A 16,847-nucleotide genomic window follows, 5' to 3' on the forward strand; every position below is an offset into this window, starting at 1 on the left:
ACATGGACGGTCACGGTCGCGCCACCGCCCCGGCCGCGGGCACGGTGCTCAACGCGCTCGCCAACGGACGAGGCTGCGCCTTCGCGATAGACCTCGAGACGACCGCCGAGGTGACGCTCGACGGTTCGGGGACCTACCACGGCGAGGTCGCCGAGGCCGCCGACGCGGACACCGACCTCATCGAGCGCTGTGCCGAACTCGCGGTCGACCGCTGGGGCGACGACGGCCCTGTCGGGGCACAGGTACGAACCGAGAGCGAGGTCCCGATGGCTGCCGGGCTCAAATCATCGAGCGCCGCCGCCAACGCCACCGTGATGGCCACCTGCGATGCCATCGGCGTGGAACCGGACCCGACCGACGCCTGTCGCGTGGGCGTGCAGGCCGCCCGCGACGCCGGCGTCACGGTCACCGGCGCGTTCGACGACGCCAGCGCCAGCATGCTCGGCGGCGTCACCGTGACCGACAACACGCAGGACGAACTGCTCGCCCGCGAAGAGGTCGACTGGGACGTGCTGGTCTGGTGGCCCGACCAGCAGGCCTTCAGCGCCGACGCCGACGTCGACCGCTGCAAACGGGTCGCCCCGATGGCCGACCTCGTCGCCGAGCTCGCCCTCGACGGACGATACGGCGAGGCGATGACGGTCAACGGCTTCGCCTTCTGCGGGGCGCTCGGCTTCCCAACCGACCCGATGCTCGAAGCCATGCCCGACGTGGACGGCGTGTCCCTGTCGGGCACCGGCCCCAGCTACGTCGCGGTGGGCGACCGCGACGCGCTCGAATCGCTCGCAGACACCTGGAACCAACGACACGGAGAGACATGGCTCACGACGACACGACCCAACGGCTGCCAGACGACATGAGCCTCGACGAACTCCGCGAGGAGATCGAGGAGATAGACCGCGACATCGTCGAACTCATCGCGAGACGGACGTACGTCGCCGACACCATCGCGCAGGTCAAAGAAGAACAGGGCCTGCCGACCACCGACGAAGCCCAGGAACAGGCGGTGATGGACCGCGCGGGGGAGAACGCCGAACGCTTCGAGGTCGAGGCGAACCTCGTGAAGGCCATCTTCCGGCTGCTCATCGAGTTGAACAAGGTCGAACAGCGCCAGAACCGCTGAGTCAGTCCAGTCCCAGACTCAGTTTCAGTGCCCCATCGACCGCGTCCATCGTCTCTGAATCCAGACTCCCGGCGACCGAGTGTATCCGCTTCTCGATGGAAACGACGCGAACCTGGTCGAGGCGGACGGACGAATCCTTCGAAAACGGCGAGCCGTCGGCTTCTACCAGTACCTCGAAGGGATACCCTCGATACGTTCCCGTCGCTGGTGCGACGATAGTCGTACTCGAGTTTCTGTTCCCTACATCGTTCTGTACGACCACCGCAGGTCGTGTCTTCCTCATCTCGTGTCCCTCGGCAGGGTCAAGTCGGACGACATCGCCGCGTCGAACGTCTGTCTCCTCGCTCATTCAGCTAACCCGTCCCACGCCTCCTCCGACGCTTCGTCCCACTCCGCTGCGAGCGTTTCGGCGCTCTCAGAAGCGTCTCGGTACGCGGCTGCCAGCTCGTCCTCGTCGGGTCGGTCAGACTCGACCTCGACCACCGCAACGGTCACACGCTTGTTCGCGTACTCCGTCCCGAGATAGATTCGACCTCGGTCGTCGGTGTCGCTGGTTCGTAGGTCACGGGCGTCTACTTTCATGCTGTTACCCACTATGACCCACTGTTCGATAAGTCCTGCCCACTATTGCCCACAATCAATTCGCTCTATCATTCTACATCGTGAATTTCACCTAGTAAAAAACAGGGTCGAACAGCGCCAGAACAGGTAGCCGAAACCGGCGGTCCCGGGAGTCCTATCCGACGACCCCGAGGATACCGAGAGCCCACCGAACGATCTCGGAAGTAGCCAACAGCGCACCTTCCAACCGGGACAGGACTCGACCCGTCCAGAGGGCAGCGACGATAAGGAGAGAGATTCCAGCCAGCCATGCGAACGATTCCAGTGCCAGGCCGCTCACGGCGAGTGGACGGACGACGGCCGCAACGCCCAGGATTCCCGTGATATTGTAGATATTGCTGCCGATCACGTTTCCGACCGAGACGCCGAGGCTCCCCCGCTGGATTGCCACCAGCGAGACGGCGAACTCTGGTGTCGACGTCCCCGCTGCGACGATCGTCCCGCCGATGACCCACTCGGAGATGCCGACGCCACGGGCCAGCTCCGAAGCGGCGACTACCATATAATCACCGCTCACCAGCACCAGCGCCAGTCCACCAAGCAGGAGTCCGACATCGCGCCCGCGGAAGGCAACACGTTCGGTCGCTGCGCTGACGATTCCTCCGTCCCCGGATACCTGCACGGTGGGTGCCGCCGAGTCCGTCTGGGTGGCGCGGAGCAGATAGGCCGTATAGGCGACGAACACGCCTGCCAGAAGTATCCCTTCCAGCCGCGTAATGGTGAGGTCGAAAATCACGATTCCACCGACGAGCGTACTCCCAAGGAGCGCAGCGCCGTCACGACGGACGAGTGATTCTGCGATGGGTATCACCTTCACCAGCGACAGCACGCCCAGGACGAACGCCAGGTTGTAGATGTTCGACCCGAGAACGTTGGCGACCGCGATATCGCCAGCTCCTTTGAGCGCAGCGTCGACCGAAACTGCCAGTTCAGGTGTCGACGTCCCCATCGCGACGATGGTCAGTCCGATAGTGAGGTCAGAGAGTCCGAATCGTCGCGCCAGCCGCACGACTGCGTCGACCAGGAGCCGTGCCCCGATCCACAGCCCCAGTATGGAGAGAAGGATCACACCGATCTGAACGATTGGGCCTCCTTGAACCATCGTCCGAGTCTACTGTGGGTCGGTCAATCAATGTTGGGCACGCAGTTCTCCCCATCGGTGGTGAAAGTACTCTCCACCGTTCCGTCTCACGCGTTCCAGCAACCTGAACAGGGTCGAACACTGTCGCAAGCGGTAGCCGACATCGCGTTCTGGAAGACCTGTCAGCTGTCACCACCACGCAAGTGACGGGGACTGATAAGTAGCACAGGCGTGACTCTCTCCGCACGAGCATCAGTCGCCATGCAACTCAACGAAGCAACAGCGGACGACATCGACACCCTCATCCACTCGTGGTACAGCCTCGCCTCGGGGATGGAGGAGTTCTCAAGATTCAACGAACTCGTCTACGACGACCCTGCCGAGGTCCCCGAGGACGGATTCAGACGACACCTCGAGAGCGAGGACGTGACCAATTACCTCGTCGAGGAAGACGGCGAGACCATCGGCTGGGTGACGCTCCGGGAAGGCGAGCACCCATCCAGGACGTACACGAGCTACACCCAGATCGTCAACCTGCGCATCGAGGAGGAGTACCGTAACGAGGGGTACGGGGCCGCGGTCGTCTCGCGGGTGAAAGAACTCGCTCGCGAGGCAGGGTGCGATCACCTCAAGGTCTCGTGTGAATGGCACAACAGGGGCGCACGCCGGTTCTATCGTGACACCGGCTTCGAGGAGAAGCAGGTGACGTTCGTGCAGGACCTCGACTAACTGTTCTCCCCATGTGAGAATCTCACACACCTTGATGCTCTCAGAACGCCTCTCTATCGCAAATGCCGACGGTACAGACGAACGACATCGAGACCTGCTACGACCGACGCGGAGACGGCCCCGCAATCGTGTTCGTCCACGGCTCCGTCGTCGACTCGGGGATGTGGGACCAGCAGGGAGACGCGCTGCGTGACGACTTCACGACCGTGGTCTACGACGTTCGCGGCCACGGCCGGACCGGCGGGTCGAGCCGGGACCGGTACGACATGGCCCTGTACGCCGACGACCTCCACGAACTCGTCACGGCGCTCGACCTCGACCGACCGGTTATCTGCGGGCACTCGATGGGCGGGCTCGTGGCGCAGGCGTACGCGGTCCAGTACCCGGACCAGCTGTCTGGCCTGATACTCGCCGACACCTTCACGCCCACCATCCTCACCCGCGGCGAGTGGTTCCTGCGTCGAGTCGCGATGAACGCCTTCCTCCCACTGGTCCGGGTACTGGGAATCGAGCGCCTGGAACGACTGAACGTCTGGGTGTCCGAGCGGCTTTCCAGGGGGGCGAGTGGCGACTACGCCGAAGTCGAAAAACTCCGTGAGGACGGCCCGACGATGACGACCACGGAGTTCATCAAGGTCATCAGGTCGATGTCGCGGGCACACGAGCACCCAATCGACCTCTCGGCCATCACGGTCCCAGCCCTCGTCATCTACGGCGAGAACGAGCTGGGGTTCATCAAACGCCACGCGAGGGAGCTGTCCCGGACGCTCGCGGACTGTGCGGTCGACGTAGTCCCCGGTGGCGGACACGCCTCGAACCTCGACAACCCCGAGTACTTCACGGCCGCCGTCCGGGGATTCACGGACCGGGTCTCCGACGAGACCGGCGAGGCCGAAACAGGGGCAGACGCAGAGACCACCGCGAAATGAGGCCTACTCGAATCCGGCAGACTGGTCTCCGACGTTCGCCCGGTACTGTTCTCCGGTACTCGTGTACCGGTGGTGGTCGATGACACGACTGTCCGGCCGAACGGCCGAGTTCTGAATCCACCTCGTTTCGGGGAACATCGACGAGAGAAGCAGTCAGCCACTCACTCCGCCGCGACCGTCTCCTCGGTGTACGACCGGGCGTACTCGACGAAGTTCTGGAGAATCTTCAACCCCGTCTCGCCGCTCTTCTCCGGGTGGAACTGCGTCCCCATCACGTTGCCCGCCTCGTTCGCGGCCACGGCGGCGAAGTCGAAGCCGTAGTCACACGAGACGACGGTGTGGTCGGCGACGGCCGACCCGTAGGAGTGGACGAAGTAGGCGTAGTCGCCCTCGTCGATTCCGTCCACCAGTGGGTGCTCGCGCTCGATGGTGAGCTGGTTCCAGCCCATGTGTGGGACCTTCACGTCGTCGCTCGGGAGGCGCTCGACCCGCCCCGGAATCAGGTCCAGCCCGTCGATGGTCTCGCCCTCGGGTGCACCCTCGGTACTCTCGGTGAACAGGAGTTGCAGACCGACACAGATACCGAGGATAGGCGTGTCCGCAGCCGCCTCGACGAGCACGTCGTGGAAGGGCTTCGAGTTCCGCACGCATTCGCCGAACGCGCCCACGCCCGGGAGCACGAGCGCGTCCGCGGCAGCAATCTCCCCGGGGTCGTCCGAGATGGTCACCGTCGCGTCCGCGCGTTCCAGGCCGCGCTGGAGGCTCCGGAGGTTCCCGACGCCGTAGTCGATGATGGTGACTTGCACACCGCCAGTTCGTGAGTCCGTCGCTTATCGGTTGGTGTCTCCCCCAAATGTCGCCGCGAGAATGGGGTGGCCAGGCACGGATGCGTCAGTACTCCCAGAGCCGGTCGATGCGCGCGTCGATGTCCGGTTCGGCCTCGCGGAGCGCCGCGACGGTACGCTCGCCGTTTACGTTGATGACGTGGACCTCGCCGCGCTTGCCGCCGTAGACGTCCTGGAAGTCGTAGACGACGCCGACCACGTCCACGTCGTCGGGAATGTCGTCGCTGCCGCAGAGGAAGGCGACCTGCTGGTCGACGTTGTACTCGACGAGGCGGTTGACGGCCGCGGCCCGGTCGAGGTCTGCGGGGAGCGCCTCGACCCCGCCTTTGAGGTGGGGCTTCAGCAGGTTGATGCAGTGTTCGATACCCGCGGGCTCGGAGCCCCCGTCGGTCAGGAAGTCGTAGGTCGCGGTGACGGCCCCACAGCCGGTGTGGCCCACGACGACGACCGTGTCGGTGCCGGTGTGTTCGACCGGGTAGAGCACGTCGCCGGAGACGACCTCGCCGGCGTCGGTCTGTTGCATCACGCGGTTGCCGATGTTCCCGCAGGTGAAAATGCGGCCGGGCTGGTCGTTACCCCAGATGTGGTCCTGCAGGACCCGCGAGTCCGAACAGCAGACGGTGACGACGTCAGGATGCTGTGCGTCCTGTACCTCGTCGAAGCGCCGCTCGAACTCGTTTGCGTGTTCGAGGTTGTTCTTCAGTAGCTGGACGAACGCAGAGTTCATATTTGTGACAACGCAAGCATCTGGTTTATTCTCTCTCTTTGGTGTGATTCGTGGGCCGTCGTGGGACCCGGCACGTCATCCTGCAAGGCGTTCCGAGTGAGAGCGATTTAAGGGGCTGTTGTCGCTACTGTGGCTGTGGAGTCTCCGTTCGAGATTCTCGGCATCAGCCCGGACGCCGACGAGGGGCAGGTCCGCCAGGCGTACCGCCGCCGAGCGAAGGAGACACACCCCGACCAGGGTGGGTCGAAGCGGGAGTTCCAGCGGGTCAAAGAAGCGTACGAGGCGATCTCCGAGGGCCGGGTCGAGGAGTGGAACGACGGCCGAGACCGCCCCCGGCCGCGACGCGGTCCCGAGCCCGAACCGGCCGAACCCGAGGCGTTCCAGACCGAGGTCGAGTACCTGGAGTACCAGGTGCTCGACGACTACGGCTGGTCGCTCGACGACGAGGACCTGTTCGAAAAGGCCCGGCGCGCCGGCCTCGACGAGGCCGACCACGGCCACTTCGTCGTCACCGGGGACGACTCGCTCCTCGAAGCCGCCGAGGACGCCGGGCGCTCGTGGCCCTTCTCCTGTCGCGGCGGCGCGTGTGCGAACTGCGCGGTCGCCGTGGTCGAGGGCGAGATGGAGGTGTTCGTCGACCACGTCATCCCGCCGGAGCTGTCCGAGCAAGGCATCGTGCTCTCCTGTATCGGCACCCCGACGACGCCGACGATGAAGGTCGTCTGCAACGTCAAGCACCTGCCCGAACTGGAGGACCTCTGGTTGCCGCCGCGGCCGAACTAGGTCGGTCACCGCCGCCAGTCTCTCGTCGCCGCCGCTCTCACTCGACCGCGCTCGACCGCGGTTCGACGTTCTGGTTCAACCGGAACAGGTTCCCGGGGTCGTATCTGGTCTTGACCTCGACCAGCCTATCGAGGTTCTCGCCGAACAGCGACTGTGCGGGGTCCTCGTCGAAGCCAGGGAAGTTCCCGTATCCGCCACCGGCGACCGGCATGGAACGGACTTCCTCGAGGCTGTCGCGCACCCACGCCACGTTCGCGTCGGTGTCGGCCGGGTCCTCCCAGTTCGCCTCGAAGGTGAGCATGAACGGTTTGTCGCGGTGCCAGAAGGCGGTCGCGTCCTGCGGAAGGTCCGCGATGGCCCCGCCGAGTTGCCACACGTCGACCGTCGAGAGCATCGACGGACTCTCCGCCCAGCGCCGGACGAGCAGTTCGACGATATCGTCCGAGAGGTCGGTCAGGTACGTCGCCTTCCAGTAGTAGTTGCGCCCGTCGGGGTACTCCTCGTCGAGCATCGACTGGAGCGTGGTGAAAGCCATCGGGCCACTGACGTCGAGGATAGGGGTGTCGATGTCGCGGAACCGGGCGAAGGTCTCTATGCCTTTCCCGGCGGGACCGACGTAGCACCCGAGGATAGCGACCATCGGGTCACCCCAGGCCTCGGCCGGAAACTCGACCTGCTCGGGAACGAAGCCGAGGAACGGCACGACGCTGGCTTCCCGGGGTGCGTCCGTGTCGAACTCCCGCAACAGGCTGAGCACGTCGGCCGCGTGTTCTCCCCGGTGGACGACGAACAGGCCGAACACTTCCGGGCCGACCTCGTGGAGCGCGTACTCGAACGCGGTGACCACGCCGAAGTTGCCGCCACCCCCGCGGACCGCCCAGAAGAGGTCCGGATGCTCGTCCTCGCTGGCGACGAGTACCTCGCCAGCGGCGGTCACGACCTCCACCGAGACGAGGCCGTCACAGGCCAGTCCGTACTTCCGGCGCAAGTGCCCGACGCCGCCGTTGAGTGTCAGCCCGGCGATGCCGGTCTTGCTGATGACGCCGAACGGCGTCGCCAGCCCGAACAGTTGCGTCTCCCGGTCGACGTCACCCAGGGTCGCCCCGCCCTGTGCGCGGACCGTCATCGTCTCGCGGTCCACGAACACGCCGTTCATCTCCGAGAGGTCCACGACGATACCGTCGTCACAGACGGCGGTGCCAGCCACGTTGTGGCCGCCGCCACGGACCGCGACCACGAGGTCGTGCTCGCTGGCGAACGTGACCGCCTCGACCACGTCGGCGACGCCGGTACACCGGGCGACGACGGCCGGTCGTCTGTCGATCATCCCGTTCCACACCTGTCTGGCCTCGTCGTATCCGTCGTCGCCGGGCGTCAGGACGTCACCGTGGACCCTCGTCGCGAACGATGCGATGGCACCGTCTGGGAGTTCGACCGGCGGTTCAGCGTCGGGCCCCCGTTGCTGTACGGGCATACGTGCGAGTAGGGGGCCGACGGGAATCCCGTCTGCCCTGACGCAGGTGTCGACCGGCGTTCACGTGATTCACGTCAGTGTCGAGAGGTCCACGAACGGCAGCCCCACGGCTGCACAGGGTCGATAGCGAGGTAGAAAATCTCGTTCGATGGTCGGACGAGGAGGGCGGGGACCGCCGCGGCGAAGCGGTGTTCAGTCCGCGGCGTGGCGCGGGGCGTAGCCGCACTCTTCGCACTTCAGGTAGTTGTCGACGGTGCTGACGCTGCCTGCACAGGCTGGGCAGTCGAATACTGGTTCACTCGGTGGGTTACGGACAGCCATTATCTAACGAAACTGGGAGGAGGCAGGTAAACCTTCCTATTACGAAACTCAGATAATATAATCGAGTATAATTGTCATGGTCTGGGCTGTCGTTCCCCGTCTCCGGCAGGTACGAACGTCGGGACCCGGGACCGACGAGCGACCGAGGTGCGCCTACTACCGACGTCGCCAGACGAGGAGGAGCGCCGTGAGCGTGACAACAGCGAGACCACCGGTGAAGCCGGGGAGCGCACTCGCTGACTGGCCGCCGCCGGACCGGGTATCCGATGCCGTCGCGGACGCGGTGTCGGTCGTCACCGCGCCGGTCGTCGTCGGTTCCGGCGTATTGATGAGCGGCTGCGTGGTCGCCTGCGCGTTCGCGACTTTCCGGATGGCGAACCGGGAACTGACGACCTCGTCGCCGACACGAATCGGTTCGTCGGATGCGGCCGTAAAGCTCCCGTCGCCGTCACCGGCGTGCACCACGGCTTCGAGTTCGGCGCTCTCGTCGGTGTCGAGCGATTCGAAGAAGGAGTCGGACAGCGCGACACTCACGTCGTCGTGCGAGCCAGCGTCGAGGGACGTCGTCCCGACGACCGCACCCGTGGTCCCGTCGTCGGTGACGTTCTGGAGGACGACGTACCCCGGTCGGTCGAGGTCGACTCGCCGAACCGTCACCGCACCGTCGTCGACCCGCTGGGTGGTGAACCCGCCGGTGACGACCCGAACTGCACCGTCGTCGGTCTTGCCGACCGTGACCCGCTGGCCGGCGTACTGACCGGCGATGCCCTGGATGGGCGTGTCGGTACCGGGTTCGAACTCGCCGTCACCGTCGTCGCGGTGGAGCACCAGCCAGTACGACCGGGGGCCGTCCTGGTCCGCCCAGTACTGGTCGCCGATGGCGACCTCGAAGTCGGAGTGAAAGCCCTGTTCGACTGCTGCGTGTCCGAGCGGCGGGCCGATTTCGCCACCCTGGTTCTGGTGGACGACGAGGTGGCCGGGGTTGGTCATGAACATCGATTCGACGACGATGGTGCCGTCACTGGAGACCTGCGCGTCGACGCTCAGGTGGTTCCCGTGGGCGGCCACTGGCGTCACGACGACGACGACCGACGTGGCCACGACGAGAACCCCGAGGAGGAGAGCGAGGGGGCGGCGCATGGTACCACGTGTGGACCGGACGAAAAAAGAACTGTCGCTACACCGTAAACGTCACGCCGTCCATCTGGAGAAACGCCCGTTCGTAGCCCTCGTGTCGGGCGACCTGTGGCGGGGCGACGACGGTGAGTTCGACCTCGTCACCGGTCTGCAGGGACGGAACCGTCGCCCCGTAGTGGTAGCTGAGGTCGGGGTCGATGGCCCGCGAGAGCTTGCCGTCGAACGTCGTCTCGCTCGCGCCGCGGACAGTCGCGTCGAGCCCCATCATCGGGAGCAAGAGGTCGTTGTAGGGCGTCCGCGCCGAGACGTACAGGTAGGACTCTCCGGTTCGAGCGAACCGACCGCCATCGACGTACCGCGCGACGAGGTCGGCGTCGTCGACCCGCTTCGTCCCGATGGCCGTCCCCGGCAACGCCTCCGGCTTCGGTGCGATACCGACGGGCATATCGCCCATCTGCATCGGGCGAATCGCCCCCCTGTCGCCTGCGGCGTCCAGTTCCTGTATCGTGAGCTTGTCCCGCACCTGCTTCGTGAACTCGAACTCGACCTCGGCCGTCTCCGGGGTTCCGAACAGGTCCGCGAACGAGCCCAGGCGGTCGATCTGGAGTGCCGCCGCAGACAGCTTCGCCGTGTACGTGCCGTCGCCGGCGAGCGTGAAGTTCCCGCCGTAGTGAAAGCCCATACGCTGTGAGAGCATCGGATAGATGACCTCCTCGCTGACGAGGTCGCCGTCCTGGAGTATCTCGACCGACAGGCTCGTGTCGGCGAGTACCTGCCCGCTCTCTCTGTGCCAGACCTGTGCCATCAGGTGGACGGCGTGCTCGTCGGTCTTCAGCTTGGCTTCGCGCTCGGTGCCGGTGACGGTCCAGAAGTCGTGGGGGACCGCGAGCATGAGCGCGAAGGTGTAGTCACCGCTCGTCTTCGGTCCGAACATGGCCATCCCCTCACGGTACGACTGGACGTACACGCCCGAGGGACCGTCGGGTGCGGCGGTGGTCGGGGGACTGGTTGTCGGCTCGTCGGTGGGCGTGTCGGTCTCGCCACTGTCGTCACCGAGACAGCCGGCTACACCGGTCAGTGCGGCCGCGGGGAGGGCGCGGAGGAGTCGGCGGCGTCGCATGGTGTCGTGTAGCAATATACTGTAAAAAACCGTTGTGGTTCGGGCGTCGAACCGGGGGACGTCGCTGGCCAGCACCGCAGGATAGACCGGGGAGTCGACCGTGACTATCAGGCGACCGTCGACACGACCGGCTGGGCGAACACCCACAGCGAGAGGACGGTGTAGCCGATCATGAGGACGACAAGCGGCGCGTGCCCCCGCCTGGCCAACGTCGTCGACCCGAACAACCGGAGTGCGACGGTGTGCGCGGCGAGGACGGCCGCGACGTGGCCGAGCACGACCAGCAACACCTCGCTTCCCCAGATGGCCGACGCCGGGACGAGCGCGAGGGGTGTCGAAACGACCGGTTGCTGGGTCGTCACCTCGACGAACGCCAGCAGGCTCTGGAGCACGTAGGGGTAGTTGTGTGCCACGTCGTAGCCGACCGCGATGGGGAGCAACGTCGCGCCGAACGCCAGGGTCGCTCGTCTCGTGTCACCCTCTCCGAGCGTCGCGGCGAGGCGGACGACGAGCCAGAACACCACGAGGAACGTCACGAAGCCACCGACGTACAGCAGGAGCTTCGTGTAGACGCCGAGACCGAACGTCTCGCGCACCCAGAACCGTAGTCCCTGATAGGTCGGGGTCGCTTCCAGTCCGTCGAAACTGACCGTGTAGACCGCGGCCACGGCCAGTGCGGCCGCCCCCCGGTCGGGCAGTGGGTCGCTGCAGGCCTTCCACGGCGACTGTTGGACCACCTGGTAGTCGCCGCCACCCTCGCCGTCCTCGTCGGGTCCGTCGCGTCGAATCGAAACGGGTGCGACCCGACCGACGAGCCGATAGAACGCGGCGAGTGGGTCCGCGTTGGCGAACCAGTCACGCCCCCAGGCAGCGCCACCGACGAGCATGACGGTCGCGTAGAGCGCGATAGTGACGGCGGTGAGTCGGGGAGTCGTCGGGACCGCACTCAGGTTCTCTGCGAACCCGATCAAGACGAGAAAGCCGAACGCGGCGGGCCAGGTGCCGAGTCCGGCGGGATACGTTTCGAACGCGGGCTCAGCCCCTTCGAGCCGTTCGAGCAGGTCGTACAGCGTTTCCCACGGCGAGAGCGAGCGCCACGGGCTCCCGACGACTGCGGAGACGACGAGGAGGCCCTTGAACCAGACCGGCCAGACGAACACGGTCGCGAACTCCTGGGGCGTCTGTGGCCCGGTCAACCCGGTGTAGATGGCGGCCAGGAACCCGACGAGGAACGTCAGTCGGGCGGCCCACCTGACCGCGTCACCGACGCCGGCCGGGACGCGAACCAGAACGTCGTCGACGGCCGTCGGTTCGGCGTCCACTCGAGCGACGACGACGGCGGTCACGGCGACCGCGCTGCCGGCACCGAGGAACAACAGCCAGGCGGGAATCGGTGGCGCGGCCGACGTGTTCCCGTGCGCGCTGGCGGGTGTGACGAGCGCCGCCGACGCCAGCAACACGACCGACAGCAGACGTGAGACCCGAGTCATTGGCTGCGAGTCGTCCCGCCCCCCGCAAAAATCCCGTTGGTTCGCCGGTCGAAACTCGGACCTGGACGGGCAAGGTTTTTCTCTCGACTTCCCAACTCCGAGGTGATGCGCCCCCGAACGCTCGTCGCCTTGCTCGTCATCGTTGCTGGACTGGTCGGCGTCGCCACCGTCGGCCTCACCGGCGGCCAGGGCGGCGAACTCACGGTCGCGTGGACGAGTGACACCGCGGTCGAGGGGGGAAGCAACCATCACGAACCGGCCGTCGCGGTGGTCGACGGCGAACCCCTGGTGTTCGCTCCGGTCAGTTCGACGCGACAGTTCGGGGACTGCGCGCTGGTCGCACTCGAGGCAGACTCGGGGGCCGAACGCTGGCGGGACGCGGTCCCGGCGGCGAACTGTACGACGCACTCGGTCGCGGACCCGAGCGTCGTCGACCACGACGGTGACGGCCGTCGGTCTGTGCTCGCGACGACCACCGAACGCGACCTCGTCGCGTACGACCCGCTCACCGGCGCAGTCGAGGACCGCTACCCGCTCTCGGCGTACGGCTACTCGAAACCCATCGTCGCGAACGTCACGGGCGACGCCGCAAACGAGACGCTCGTCGCGGACGTTCGAGGGTACGTTCAGGCGCTCGACCGCGGCGGCTCGCCGGTGTGGACGGTGAACCGCTCCACCTACGTCTGGGCGACGCCCGCCGTCGACGACCTCGACGACGACGGGACGACCGAGGTCGCCATCGCTGGCCGTGACGGCATCCTCGCGGTGTACGGGAACGATGGCTCGGCCGTCTGGCACGCCCGGACCGGCCTCTCGGTGACCTGGATGACGACCGGACAGCTCGATTCCGACCCTGCCGTCGAACTCGTCGCCGGAACGAACCAGGGGCCGGTCGTCGCCTTCGACGGGCGAACCGGCGAGCAAGAGTGGCGCCACGACAGGCAGTTGCTCTCGGCGGTTCAGGCGGTCGGGACGGTCGATGGCGTGCCGGCCGTGTTCGCCACCGCGGGGGACGGCTCGCTGGTCGCACTCGACGGTCGTGACGGGGCCGTTCGGTGGGAGAGCACGGTCGAAACGGAGAACGTCAACATGATGCCGCCGCCAGTACTCGGCGACGTGGACGGCGACGGGGACGAAGAACTCGTGGTGGCGAGCAAACGAGGGACCGTCTCGGTGGTCGCGCCGGACTCGGGCGAGGTGCTGGCGAGTCACGGCCGCGACGTCGACGTGCTCGCACACCCGGTGCTCGCGGACACCGACGATGACGGCAGGAAGGAGATATACGTCATCTACACCGACGGGCGGGTGCAACGACTGACGTATTCGGAGTAGAACGACTCAGGCCAGCGGTTCGTCGGGCCGCGGCAGGTCGTAGGTGTCCCGAACCGTATCCGCGAGCAGTCCCTCCTTCGCCAGCGCGATGTAGATGACGACGAACTCACCGCCGGCAGGCCGCAGGACGAACACCTCGCGGTCGCCCGGCTCTTCGTTCTCGTTCACCCGCGCCACGAGCGGTTCGATGGGCCGCCGACCCGAGACGAACTCCTCGTACAGGTCGCCCGCCCCCTGGGGCTCCCCGAAGACGTAGAGGACGCCGTTGACCGCGCCGTCGGTGTCGCGCGTGACCTGTGAGGCCATCGCCTCGCCCTGGGCCCGGGCGTTCTCCCAGGCGTCCTGGGCGGCCTCGAACAGGTTCGTCACGCCGTCGGCACTGGCGTACAGCGTCCGTTTCTCGACGGTCAGCGATTCGACGGTGGGGTCCTCGGTGGCCCACGAGAGGTCGGCCTCGACGACGTAGCCCGGGCGCAGTCCCGCGACGGTCTCGTCGAGGTCCCCGTGACCGGCGTGGGCCACGTCGACTAGCTCGTAGGCCTCCTCGGTCGGCTCGGTCGGGTCCGTCGGGAGCGAGACGAAGGTCCAGACGTCGTCGGCCCGCGGGTTCGCGAGCACCCGGAACCGGCCGCTGGTGGTGGACATACGCAGTGGGTTGTGGGTCACGACGGGTAAGCGTCGCGTTCGAAGCCGACGCTGAACCCGGCGTGAACCCGCCCAGCTACGTCGACTCGCAGGCCGCCACCTCGAACCCGAGTGCAATCCTGACCGGTTCGGTCGTGCGGTCGGTCACCGTCTCCGTGGTGGGCACGGCCCAGTCGAACCGGACAACCCGGCGGCTGCCAGCGGACAGGCAGGTGCCCGCAGTCGCAGGGGCCCCTTCCGCCGACGATTCGCCCCCGATTCGAACCGAACCGGCGTCGATAGTTGCCAGGACCGCCCCGAGCGTGCCCTCGACGACCACTGTCTCGGCTGTGTCCTCCTCGGCAGCCCCGCCGACCCGGACGACCCTCGCGCGAACTGCATCGAAGATGGGACTCGCCTCGCCTGTGGCCGCGTGGTCGTCCATCGGGAACTGGCCGGGAATCGGTCGAGCGAGCCCGAAGTCCGTCGAAATCGGGATGACCCTGGCGTCGATGGCCACGGGAGAACTCCCTGCTTCCTCGGCGCTCGCGGCGTCGGCACATGGCCTGGCACGCATCACGGCCACCCCGGGACCCCCGGTCACCAGGAGGTCGAACTGTACCGACCCCTCGGAACCGGGGTGGGCGTCGGACAGGTCGACGACCGGACCGCGTCCGTCGCAGCCGAACGCGTCGACCGAGTCGGTGAACTGCGCCCGGAAGGCCGCCTCGACCCCGGTCGCGTCGAGCGCCGGAACCGCCGCTTCGATCTCCTCGCGCGAACGGATGGTCGCCCGCTTGCCTGCCTCGTCGCTGGCGGGATGGGCGTCGACATCGACCCCGTTCTGCGTCTCCTGCCAGGCGATTCGAAGGACGGGCGGGTCCGTCCGCGGTGAGCCGTCGGTCTGGCCACTGTCTGCCTGCTGTGCGATGGCACCGACGGACTCGACTCCGGCACCGGTGCCGATACCGGCGCCGAGGAGCGCGAGCACACGTCGTCGCCGTCGTTGGTACGTCGTCATGGTCTATCCCGGGTTGGCGGGATAGCTCGAACTACGGGACGTTCACGTATAGCACGGGGGCATTGCCCTCACAGGAACGATACGACACGGGGAGAGCTGTCCGGACGGCTCACCGAAGCCTGGTCTCGGTGGTGGCGGTCCACGCACCGGGGTCACGGCGGCGGTTCCCCCACCACTCGTCGGTCTGGACCGTGACGGTGTTGCGGAAGGTCTCACCTGCGCTGCAGGGTCTGGCGTCCAGAGACACCAGCAACTCCCAGGTCTGGTTCGGTTTCACGGTCCCGAGGTACCAGACACCGGTCGTCGGGTCGAACGTCTCGTCGTACGTCCGGCCGCCACCGGCGTCCCCTCTGGAGAAGTCGGTGAGCATGTCGACGGTGGGGCCCTTCCGGACGCGTATCGCCTTCACGTTGAGCCAGTCGTACTGGTCGACGAGGCAGTTCCCGTAGCCCGCTATCGTGGTCCGCTGACTCGCCGGCGTCGGGTCCCGCGTCGGGACGACCCGGACGTTCGTCGCGGTTGCCGGGCCATCGTTGCGCACCCGGACGATGTACACCAGGTCCCTGTCGTTCGTGTCGGCGTACGAACGCGTGGTCACCGAGAGGCTGGGGCGTGGCTCAGACGGGCACGCGGCGGCCGTAAAGCGGAGGTCGAAACGAACCGCGTCGTCGGCCACCACCGTCGCCGTCTCTGGGAGTTCCCACGTCAATCGGACGTGTGGGACCGACCGGTCGGTCGTACAGTCGACGCCGTCGGTCGAGAGGTCGCCATCCAGAGGAACCGGGCGGCCGCTGACGGCGGCGACGACCTCGCGAAGTGTTCCGTCCGCGAGGACGACGGTCGCCATCTTTCCATCGCCGTTGTGGCCCGTCTGGACGAGTGTCGCGGTGACGGCGTCGGCCAGCGGCGTCGTCGCCGTGGTCGCCGGGTCGGTGTCGGTACCTGCCTCGGCCGTGGCTGGCTGCGAGCCAGTCGACTGGGGCTGTTGCGTGGTCGCGGGCAACAGGCGACCGGTGACGCCCACGATACCTGCGCTTCCGAGGGGCTGGACGAACAGGTCCAGTTGCCCCTCGTCACCCGGCTGGATACCGGAGAGGTCCATCAGCGGTTCGTTCCCGGACGTTCCGTAGAGCGCGTTCACGTCGAGGAACTGCTCGTGGAAGGCAGCCTGCAACGTCGACTCGGCGACCATCGGGAACCGCTCGCGGTACTGGGCCAGCGACCACAGCGGTGCCTGTGCGCCGGTCCGGTCGGTCGGATAGGCGTCGACGACGCGCCCGTTGACTCGTTCCTCCCAGGCGACGACCAGTCTCGGCACAGCGCTCGCCGCTTCGGGTTCTTCCAGGCCAGCGACGAGGTTCGTCCTCTCCAGTGTCTCTCCGTCGTGCCCGACGGGTGCGGCCTGGCCCATGCCACTCAGGGCCCCGACCGCGAGTCCACCACTCGCCAGTCGAAGTAGTTGTCGTCGTGTCAGCTGCTGTTTTCTCATG

19 protein-coding genes are annotated in these 16,847 nt (G+C 66.6%); 6 read left to right on the top strand and 13 right to left on the bottom strand.

Going from position 1 to position 16,847, the window contains the following annotated elements; genetic code table 11:
• The first annotated feature begins 2 nt into the window (after positions 1 to 2).
• A complete protein-coding gene (locus ACSC1R_RS15500) occupies positions 3 to 860 on the top strand; it encodes a shikimate kinase (protein WP_439026626.1) in 858 nt (285 codons plus the stop codon).
• Positions 818 to 1,123: a chorismate mutase gene (locus tag ACSC1R_RS15505; RefSeq protein WP_439026627.1), complete on the top strand. Its 306-nt coding sequence runs from the start codon at positions 818 to 820 to the stop codon at positions 1,121 to 1,123. Before ACSC1R_RS15500 ends, ACSC1R_RS15505 begins: the two co-directional genes overlap by 43 nt.
• Before the next feature lies 1 nt (position 1,124).
• Here the strand turns inward: ACSC1R_RS15505 and ACSC1R_RS15510 are convergent, their stop codons facing one another.
• The 3 genes from ACSC1R_RS15510 to ACSC1R_RS15520 form a co-directional block, all read right to left on the bottom strand.
• Positions 1,125 to 1,472, bottom strand: a complete 348-nt coding sequence (locus tag ACSC1R_RS15510) for a type II toxin-antitoxin system PemK/MazF family toxin (protein WP_439026628.1) — start codon at positions 1,470 to 1,472, stop codon at positions 1,125 to 1,127.
• On the bottom strand, positions 1,469 to 1,705 hold the full coding sequence (locus tag ACSC1R_RS15515) for a hypothetical protein (RefSeq protein WP_439026629.1): 237 nt from the start codon (positions 1,703 to 1,705) through the stop codon (positions 1,469 to 1,471). Before ACSC1R_RS15515 ends, ACSC1R_RS15510 begins: the two co-directional genes overlap by 4 nt.
• A gap of 154 nt (positions 1,706 to 1,859) precedes the next feature.
• On the bottom strand, positions 1,860 to 2,846 hold the full coding sequence (locus tag ACSC1R_RS15520; protein ID WP_439026630.1) for a calcium/sodium antiporter: 987 nt from the start codon (positions 2,844 to 2,846) through the stop codon (positions 1,860 to 1,862).
• A 240-nt stretch (positions 2,847 to 3,086) separates the two neighbouring features.
• Between ACSC1R_RS15520 and ACSC1R_RS15525 the strand changes: the two genes are divergently transcribed.
• Positions 3,087 to 3,554 (top strand): GNAT family N-acetyltransferase, encoded by a 468-nt coding sequence (locus tag ACSC1R_RS15525; protein WP_439026631.1) that lies wholly within the window; start codon positions 3,087 to 3,089, stop codon positions 3,552 to 3,554.
• A gap of 62 nt (positions 3,555 to 3,616) precedes the next feature.
• Positions 3,617 to 4,483, top strand: coding sequence for an alpha/beta fold hydrolase (locus ACSC1R_RS15530; protein ID WP_439026632.1), 867 nt, complete (start codon positions 3,617 to 3,619; stop codon positions 4,481 to 4,483).
• Positions 4,484 to 4,644: 161 nt separating this feature from the next.
• Here ACSC1R_RS15530 and hisH read toward each other — a convergent pair whose 3' ends face one another.
• Positions 4,645 to 5,289, bottom strand: coding sequence for an imidazole glycerol phosphate synthase subunit HisH (gene hisH / locus ACSC1R_RS15535; RefSeq protein ID WP_439026633.1), 645 nt, complete (start codon positions 5,287 to 5,289; stop codon positions 4,645 to 4,647).
• A gap of 85 nt (positions 5,290 to 5,374) precedes the next feature.
• Positions 5,375 to 6,055: a carbonic anhydrase gene (locus tag ACSC1R_RS15540; protein ID WP_439026634.1), complete on the bottom strand. Its 681-nt coding sequence runs from the start codon at positions 6,053 to 6,055 to the stop codon at positions 5,375 to 5,377.
• 135 nt (positions 6,056 to 6,190) lie between these two features.
• Here ACSC1R_RS15540 and fer point away from each other — a divergent pair, with 135 nt between their 5' ends.
• On the top strand, positions 6,191 to 6,838 hold the full coding sequence (gene fer, locus ACSC1R_RS15545) for a ferredoxin Fer (RefSeq protein ID WP_439026635.1): 648 nt from the start codon (positions 6,191 to 6,193) through the stop codon (positions 6,836 to 6,838).
• A 37-nt stretch (positions 6,839 to 6,875) separates the two neighbouring features.
• On the opposite strand, the gene ACSC1R_RS15550 is transcribed toward fer, so the two are convergent.
• The 5 genes from ACSC1R_RS15550 to ACSC1R_RS15570 form a co-directional block, all read right to left on the bottom strand.
• Entirely contained in the window at positions 6,876 to 8,312 is a 1,437-nt protein-coding gene (locus tag ACSC1R_RS15550) for an FAD-binding oxidoreductase (protein ID WP_439026636.1), read from the bottom strand.
• Between the two features lie 192 nt (positions 8,313 to 8,504).
• On the bottom strand, positions 8,505 to 8,633 hold the full coding sequence (locus ACSC1R_RS15555; protein WP_439026637.1) for a hypothetical protein: 129 nt from the start codon (positions 8,631 to 8,633) through the stop codon (positions 8,505 to 8,507).
• Between the two features lie 156 nt (positions 8,634 to 8,789).
• Complete coding sequence (locus ACSC1R_RS15560) at positions 8,790 to 9,773, bottom strand: DUF7282 domain-containing protein (RefSeq protein WP_439026638.1); 984 nt, start codon at positions 9,771 to 9,773, stop codon at positions 8,790 to 8,792.
• A 37-nt stretch (positions 9,774 to 9,810) separates the two neighbouring features.
• Positions 9,811 to 10,890, bottom strand: coding sequence for a DUF7350 domain-containing protein (locus tag ACSC1R_RS15565; RefSeq protein WP_439026639.1), 1,080 nt, complete (start codon positions 10,888 to 10,890; stop codon positions 9,811 to 9,813).
• Positions 10,891 to 10,997: 107 nt separating this feature from the next.
• Positions 10,998 to 12,380: a hypothetical protein gene (locus tag ACSC1R_RS15570; protein ID WP_439026640.1), complete on the bottom strand. Its 1,383-nt coding sequence runs from the start codon at positions 12,378 to 12,380 to the stop codon at positions 10,998 to 11,000.
• A 105-nt stretch (positions 12,381 to 12,485) separates the two neighbouring features.
• Between ACSC1R_RS15570 and ACSC1R_RS15575 the strand changes: the two genes are divergently transcribed.
• A complete protein-coding gene (locus ACSC1R_RS15575; protein WP_439026641.1) occupies positions 12,486 to 13,712 on the top strand; it encodes an outer membrane protein assembly factor BamB family protein in 1,227 nt (408 codons plus the stop codon).
• A gap of 6 nt (positions 13,713 to 13,718) precedes the next feature.
• Here ACSC1R_RS15575 and ACSC1R_RS15580 read toward each other — a convergent pair whose 3' ends face one another.
• The 3 genes from ACSC1R_RS15580 to ACSC1R_RS15590 all read right to left on the bottom strand — a co-directional run bounded on the left by ACSC1R_RS15580 (position 13,719) and on the right by ACSC1R_RS15590 (position 16,846).
• Positions 13,719 to 14,357: a DUF6663 family protein gene (locus ACSC1R_RS15580; RefSeq protein WP_439026642.1), complete on the bottom strand. Its 639-nt coding sequence runs from the start codon at positions 14,355 to 14,357 to the stop codon at positions 13,719 to 13,721.
• Between the two features lie 76 nt (positions 14,358 to 14,433).
• Positions 14,434 to 15,357 (bottom strand): hypothetical protein, encoded by a 924-nt coding sequence (locus ACSC1R_RS15585; protein ID WP_439026643.1) that lies wholly within the window; start codon positions 15,355 to 15,357, stop codon positions 14,434 to 14,436.
• Between the two features lie 109 nt (positions 15,358 to 15,466).
• A complete protein-coding gene (locus ACSC1R_RS15590) occupies positions 15,467 to 16,846 on the bottom strand; it encodes a hypothetical protein (RefSeq protein WP_439026644.1) in 1,380 nt (459 codons plus the stop codon).
• Position 16,847: the final 1 nt, after the last annotated feature.

It is taken from the genome of Haloarchaeobius ordinarius, assembly GCF_051801355.1.
GTDB lineage: Archaea > Halobacteriota > Halobacteria > Halobacteriales > Natrialbaceae > Haloarchaeobius.

Coding starts and splice junctions, on each gene's coding strand:
- ACSC1R_RS15500 (WP_439026626.1), top strand. CDS start 3: ATGGACGGTCACGGTCGCGCCACCGCCCCGGCCGCGGGCACGGTGCTC.
- ACSC1R_RS15505 (WP_439026627.1), top strand. CDS start 818: ATGGCTCACGACGACACGACCCAACGGCTGCCAGACGACATGAGCCTC.
- ACSC1R_RS15510 (WP_439026628.1), bottom strand. CDS start 1,472: ATGAGCGAGGAGACAGACGTTCGACGCGGCGATGTCGTCCGACTTGAC.
- ACSC1R_RS15515 (WP_439026629.1), bottom strand. CDS start 1,705: ATGAAAGTAGACGCCCGTGACCTACGAACCAGCGACACCGACGACCGA.
- ACSC1R_RS15520 (WP_439026630.1), bottom strand. CDS start 2,846: ATGGTTCAAGGAGGCCCAATCGTTCAGATCGGTGTGATCCTTCTCTCC.
- ACSC1R_RS15525 (WP_439026631.1), top strand. CDS start 3,087: ATGCAACTCAACGAAGCAACAGCGGACGACATCGACACCCTCATCCAC.
- ACSC1R_RS15530 (WP_439026632.1), top strand. CDS start 3,617: ATGCCGACGGTACAGACGAACGACATCGAGACCTGCTACGACCGACGC.
- ACSC1R_RS15540 (WP_439026634.1), bottom strand. CDS start 6,055: ATGAACTCTGCGTTCGTCCAGCTACTGAAGAACAACCTCGAACACGCA.
- ACSC1R_RS15550 (WP_439026636.1), bottom strand. CDS start 8,312: ATGCCCGTACAGCAACGGGGGCCCGACGCTGAACCGCCGGTCGAACTC.
- ACSC1R_RS15555 (WP_439026637.1), bottom strand. CDS start 8,633: ATGGCTGTCCGTAACCCACCGAGTGAACCAGTATTCGACTGCCCAGCC.
- ACSC1R_RS15560 (WP_439026638.1), bottom strand. CDS start 9,773: ATGCGCCGCCCCCTCGCTCTCCTCCTCGGGGTTCTCGTCGTGGCCACG.
- ACSC1R_RS15565 (WP_439026639.1), bottom strand. CDS start 10,890: ATGCGACGCCGCCGACTCCTCCGCGCCCTCCCCGCGGCCGCACTGACC.
- ACSC1R_RS15570 (WP_439026640.1), bottom strand. CDS start 12,380: ATGACTCGGGTCTCACGTCTGCTGTCGGTCGTGTTGCTGGCGTCGGCG.
- ACSC1R_RS15575 (WP_439026641.1), top strand. CDS start 12,486: ATGCGCCCCCGAACGCTCGTCGCCTTGCTCGTCATCGTTGCTGGACTG.
- ACSC1R_RS15580 (WP_439026642.1), bottom strand. CDS start 14,357: ATGTCCACCACCAGCGGCCGGTTCCGGGTGCTCGCGAACCCGCGGGCC.
- ACSC1R_RS15585 (WP_439026643.1), bottom strand. CDS start 15,357: ATGACGACGTACCAACGACGGCGACGACGTGTGCTCGCGCTCCTCGGC.
- ACSC1R_RS15590 (WP_439026644.1), bottom strand. CDS start 16,846: ATGAGAAAACAGCAGCTGACACGACGACAACTACTTCGACTGGCGAGT.